This window comes from Flavobacterium sp. UBA4854 (genome assembly GCF_002399805.1).
GTDB lineage: Bacteria > Bacteroidota > Bacteroidia > Flavobacteriales > Flavobacteriaceae > Flavobacterium > Flavobacterium ginsengisoli.
The window spans coordinates 30,587-36,369 of sequence record NZ_DHEI01000087.1 but is presented as its reverse complement, the minus strand read 5'-3'; the positions used below and the strand labels follow the sequence as shown (position 1 = coordinate 36,369).

At 32.4% G+C, this 5,783-nt stretch carries 4 protein-coding genes; 2 read left to right on the top strand and 2 right to left on the bottom strand.

What is annotated here, in order from left to right:
- On the top strand, positions 1 to 1,419 hold a 1,419-nt coding region (locus B3J44_RS12835; protein ID WP_286968779.1), incomplete at its 5' end, for an aconitase family protein.
- A 77-nt stretch (positions 1,420 to 1,496) separates the two neighbouring features.
- Here B3J44_RS12835 and B3J44_RS12830 read toward each other — a convergent pair.
- Positions 1,497 to 2,897, bottom strand: a complete 1,401-nt coding sequence (locus B3J44_RS12830) for a Kelch repeat-containing protein (protein ID WP_286968778.1) — start codon at positions 2,895 to 2,897, stop codon at positions 1,497 to 1,499.
- Between the two features lie 294 nt (positions 2,898 to 3,191).
- Positions 3,192 to 4,571, bottom strand: a complete 1,380-nt coding sequence (locus B3J44_RS12825; RefSeq protein ID WP_286968777.1) for a Kelch repeat-containing protein — start codon at positions 4,569 to 4,571, stop codon at positions 3,192 to 3,194.
- Positions 4,572 to 4,938: 367 nt separating this feature from the next.
- Between B3J44_RS12825 and B3J44_RS12820 the strand changes: the two genes are divergently transcribed.
- Positions 4,939 to 5,783: LysM peptidoglycan-binding domain-containing protein (locus tag B3J44_RS12820; protein WP_286968776.1), on the top strand; the 845-nt coding region annotated here is incomplete at its 3' end.

Below are 5,783 nucleotides of genomic sequence, written 5' to 3'. Positions count from 1 at the left end.
GTGGCTGATGCTGCGGATAAAATTGCTCCTTACTTAACCGGAGATCCAGAAGTATACGCTAATCCAGAAAAGTACTTCGATCAAGTTATTGAGATTAATTTATCTACATTAGAACCACACTTAAATGGTCCTTTTACTCCAGATTTGGCTACTCCTATTTCTAAAATGAAAGATGAAGCGGTTAAAAATAACTGGCCTTTACAAATTCAAGTGGGTTTAATTGGTTCTTGTACAAACTCTTCTTATGAAGATATTTCTCGTGCAGCTTCATTGGCAAGACAAGTTGCTGATAAAAATTTAAAAACAAAATCACAGTTTACAATCACTCCAGGTTCTGAAGTTGTCCGTTCTACAATCGAAAGAGATGGTTTTATTGACACTTTCCATAAAATTGGAGCAACTGTTTTTGCTAATGCCTGTGGACCATGTATTGGTATGTGGGATAGAGAAGGAGCAGAAAAAGAAGAAAGAAATACAATTGTTCACTCTTTCAACCGTAACTTCTCAAAACGTGCAGATGGAAATCCAAATACGTTAGCCTTTGTAGGGTCTCCAGAGTTGGTTACAGCTTTGGCTATTGCGGGCGATTTAAGTTTTAATCCATTGACAGATAAATTGATCAATGAAGATGGAGAAGAGGTAATGCTTGATGAACCAACAGGAGATGAACTTCCTGCTAAAGGTTTCTATGCTGAAGATCCAGGTTTTCAAGCTCCAGCAGAGGATGGTTCAAACGTTCAGGTAGTAGTTAATCCAGCTTCAGAACGCTTGCAGTTATTGGCTCCATTTGATGCTTGGGATGGTAAAAATATTACAGGTGCTAAATTATTAATCAAAGCCTTTGGAAAATGTACCACAGATCATATTTCTATGGCCGGGCCTTGGTTGCGTTTCCGTGGACACTTAGATAATATTTCAAACAATATGTTGATCGGAGCTGTAAATGCTTACAATCAAAAAACGAACTCAGTTAAAAACCAATTGACTGGTGAATATGATGCTGTTCCTGCAGTAGCTCGTGCGTACAAAGCAGCAGGAGTTCCTTCTATTGTAGTTGGAGATCATAACTATGGAGAAGGCTCTTCTCGTGAGCATGCTGCTATGGAACCTCGTTTCTTAGGAGTTAAAGCGGTATTGGTAAAATCTTTTGCTCGTATACATGAAACCAACCTTAAAAAACAAGGTCTTTTGGGGTTGACTTTTGCAAATGAAGCAGATTATGATAAAATTCAAGAAGATGACACAATTAACTTCTTAGATTTAACAGAATTTGCTCCAGGAAAACCATTAACTATTGAGTTTGTTCATGCAGATGGCACAAAAGATATTATCTTAGCAAATCATACATACAACGAAGGTCAAATAGGCTGGTTTGTTGCAGGTTCTGCATTAAATTTAATTGCTGCTGGAAAAGCTTAATATTTAGATTTTATATATTGAAAAAGCTCTGTGAAAACAGAGCTTTTTTTGTTTTGGTGCAAAATTTATAGATAAAATTAATTCCTGTTTGCTAAATTATTTTCTGATAAAACCCTAACTCGGTAAGGTCGTGTAGTGTCAAACTCATCAATAGAGATGCTATACACTTTTGATGAAGGAGATGTATAATAATTGGTGAAATCATATCCTCCAATAATGTATAATTTGTCATTAGTAAAATGCATTGCGGCAGATTTTAGCTCAAGCTTAATATAGTATTCTTTGATTAGCTTCGATTTTATATTGTAAACGAGCAGTTTTCCATCTTCAAACATATAAATAGTTTCATCATTGAATGTAACTGACGGATTTTCGAGTCGAGAAAGCAAAGTTGCTTCGCTTTTCCAGCTTTCATTTGTTAAATCAAAACTTTGAATCTCAGAAAAGCTTCTATTGTTGGTATTGCCAATTGTAAATATTTTATCACCAATCAAAACTCCCTTTACTTCTTGGGCTACGGGCATTTTTTCTAGCTCATACCATAGACCAGAAGTTAAATTGTACAAATGTACTTTATCAGTAAAAGTTTTTATGCCACTTTCAGTCGATCTTATTGAGCCACCCATAACAATGATGTTATCCTTATAAGTGAAAGAAGCAAAGTTTATAGCTTGATGTGGATTTGTTTTATCAATTGCAAGTGTATTTGTGTTTAGATCAAAAACTTCAATTTCGTTATCTAAATATTCGCGTTTTTTAATGAGCGGCGTTTTTTTTCCTCCTAAAATATAAAGTGTATTGTTGTAAAAATTTACATTATGATAAGCCCTTTTTTTTAAGTTTTGATTTGATTTCTCCCACAAATCTGTTTTTGGATCATAAACAAATAGATTTCCCTTGAAGAAAATTCTTTCAGCAGGATCGCCTCCAAGTTCTAGAAGATATCTGTTTGCAAAACCAGGGTCGCTAAATCTAGTAGGATCACCACCTATGTTTTTTCCTTTAATAGTAGTTAAAATATTCCATTGTTCGCTATTGTCACCTCCAACAACATAGATCTTGCCATTTGCTAATACAGAACCAAAAGAATAAATGCCATACTCTAAAGATGATCGTTCGGTAAAGTCAAGTTTGGATTTTAATTTTGACCATTTGGTATTGTTGACATTTACATTCTTTAAGGTTTCAATATCTTCTTCAAGCAAAATAGTATAATTTGATTTTTTTAAATCTATAACTGCAATTTTTGTTGCAATGTATCCGATATGGGAAATTTGAAGAGTATCGTTTGCATTTATTTTTTTATTCAATGCAAATTCTCCTTTGTTGTTTGTTAAAGTTCCAATTTGAGTGCCCAATGCATATACATTGGTATCTTCTATTGGTAAATTAGTGATTTTAGATCGAACAATTCCGCTTATTGTTTGCGCATTTGTAATAAAAGGCAATAAAAAGATAAGGTATAGTAGTTTTTTCACAATCAGATATAAAAATATTTTGTTTGAAAATCCTTTTAAAAATACAAAAAAATGGATTCAATTTTTCAGGTAAGAATACTTAATAGAGGTAATTTTAGTGTTAAAATATTTGAGTAAAATATAATAGGTGCAGAATTTTTTACTTCATACGTTTTGTAAATGTTTCTTGTCTTTACGTTTTAATTATGTCTTAAAAGGCATAAAGATTAAGATTCCTTAATATTCAATAAAATGCCTTGTATTTACAAGGCATTTTTTATTTTGACATTTCACATTTGAATTATGTTGCTAAAACTAGTTTCTTTGTGCTACATTATTTTGTGATAAAATTCTAACACGGCTAGGTCTTGTGGTTTCAAGCTCGTCTATAGAAATGCTGTATACTTTTTCTGATGGAGTTTTTATATATGTTGTAAATGTATGACCTCCGATAATGTATAATTTGTCATTTAAAAAATGCATTGTGGCTGATTTTAGCTCAAGCTGAACAAGATACTCTTTAATTTGCTTCGATTTTACATTGTAAGCCAATAATTTTCCATCCTCAAATAGATAAATTGTGTTGTTGTCAGAAGCGATTGCTGGATTTTCTAAACGTGAGAACAAAGTTGTTTCCTTTTTCCAAGTTTCGTTTGTTAAATCAAAACTCTGAATTTCAGAGAAACTTTTGCTGTCAGTATTGCCAATTGTGAAGATTTTATCGCCAATCAAAACTCCTTTCACTTCTTTGGCCTCAGGCATTTTTGCTAGTTCATACCATAAACCAGAAGTGATATTATACATGTGGACTTGGTCAGTAAAAATTTTTTGATTTTTTTCATTTGATTTTATCGAGCCACCCATCACAATAATGTTGTCTTTGTAAACGAAAGAAGCAAAATCTGCAGCTTTATGAGGATTGGTTTTGTCAATTGCAATGGTCTTTTTGTTAATATCAAAAACTTCAATTTCATTATCTAAATATTCAATTTTTTTGTTTGTAGATAGTCTTTTGCCTCCTAAGATATAAAGTGTGTTATCGTAATAATTTATATTATGATAAGCTCTTTTTTTAAATTTTTCAGCCGATTTTGCCCATGAATCTGTTTTTGGATCGTATATTAATAAATCGCCGTTGTAAAAGTTTTTACTGCCTTGAAAGCCTACTAATTGCAAGTACTTTTGCTCAAATTTAGGATCTTCGCTATCTATGCCTTTTTCTTTTAAAGTGTGTAACGCGTTTGATTCTTCACTGCTATCACCGCCGACCACATAAATCTTGTCATTTATTACTGTAGAACCAAAAGAATAAATGCCTGTTTCTAAAGACGCAAGTTGAGTAAAATCAAGTTTCGATTTTAATTTCACTTTTCGACTTGTAATGTCTACATTACTTAGGGTTTCAATATCTTCTTCAAGCGAAATAGTATTGTTTGATTTCTTTAAATCCTTAACCGCAATTTTTATAGTGATGTAGCCAATATGAGAAACCTGGAGCGTATCGTTTGCTTTTATCTTATTATTTAATGAAAACTCCCCATTCTCGTTCGTTAAAGTTCCAATTTGAGTGCGCAATGCATATATATTGGTGTCTTCTATTGGCAAATTGGTGTTTTGAGATTTAACAATTCCGCTTATAGTTTGTGCATTTACAATAAAAGGCAGTAAAATGATAATGTAGAGTAGTTTTTTCACGATAATAAGTTTTTGGTAAGGTTAAATTTAATCAAAAAACATGTCTTTTTTATAAAAAGCTGCTTTTCAAAAAGTTGGCTCAATTTCTATGCCGAGGCTGTTAATTTGAAGTAAAATAATTGTTAAAAATACCTATTTTTTTACTTTAATAAGTTAAATTCGCCTTTTAGGCAATATATTTGTCTTTTTTGAGTTGAGATTAATGTGAAATTTAAAGAAAGTGTAAAAACTTTAATAATAGAGTATGGTTTATCGGTTAATAATAGTGTTGTTTTTTTTCAGTGTTGGAGCTTTTGCGCAGGATAATTTTATTAAGCACAAAATTTCAAAAGGGGAAAATCTTTCAGTTATTGCCAAAAAATACGGGGTGAAAGTAAAAGATATTGCAGATGCAAATCCAAATGCTCCTAAAATATTAAAATTAAATTCGACACTCTTAATTCCAAATAAAAACAAAAATACTGCAAAGGCAAAACCTAAAAATGTTGAAGTTGCTGTAGCTGATAATTCTAGTGCTCCATCTAATACTTCAGGAATTCATGAAGTGGCATCTAAAGAAACGCTTTGGGGAATTGCTAAAAAATATAATCTTTCTGTTGATGATCTAAAGAAAGCAAATCCGCTTTTAGAAAAAGAAGGCTTAAAAATTGGACAACAAATTGCCATTCCTTCTAATAATGATGTGGCTTTGGCAAATGAAAAGCAACCTGAAACTTCTACTGAAGTCATTTCAACAGATGTGGAACTTGTGAGGGAAGTTAGGGCTAAAGAAACAAAATATGGTATTTCGAAGGAATATGGTATTACGGTTGCAGAGTTAGAACGCCAGAATCCATCGGTCAAAAGAAAAATGCCAGTTGGATATCTATTAAAAATTCGTGTTCCAAAAGAAAAAGCAGATGCAATTCAGGCAACGCAGACGCCACAAGAACCAAACGTTCAGACAGAAGTTGCTTCTAATCAAGTAGCAGAAACTCTTCCAGAGATAAAAAAGGATTCTTCTTTTGTTAGAACAATAGGAAATCATTCTGAGTTAATAGAACAGCTTATTGCTAATGCTACTGGAAATATCGGAACAAGATACAGATCGGGTGGTACAACTAAAGCTGGTTTTGATTGTTCAGGTTTAATGATTTGCACATTTAATAACTTTGATATTAAATTGCCAAGAAGTTCTATAGAACAATCACGTATAGGAACAAAAGTAAGTGC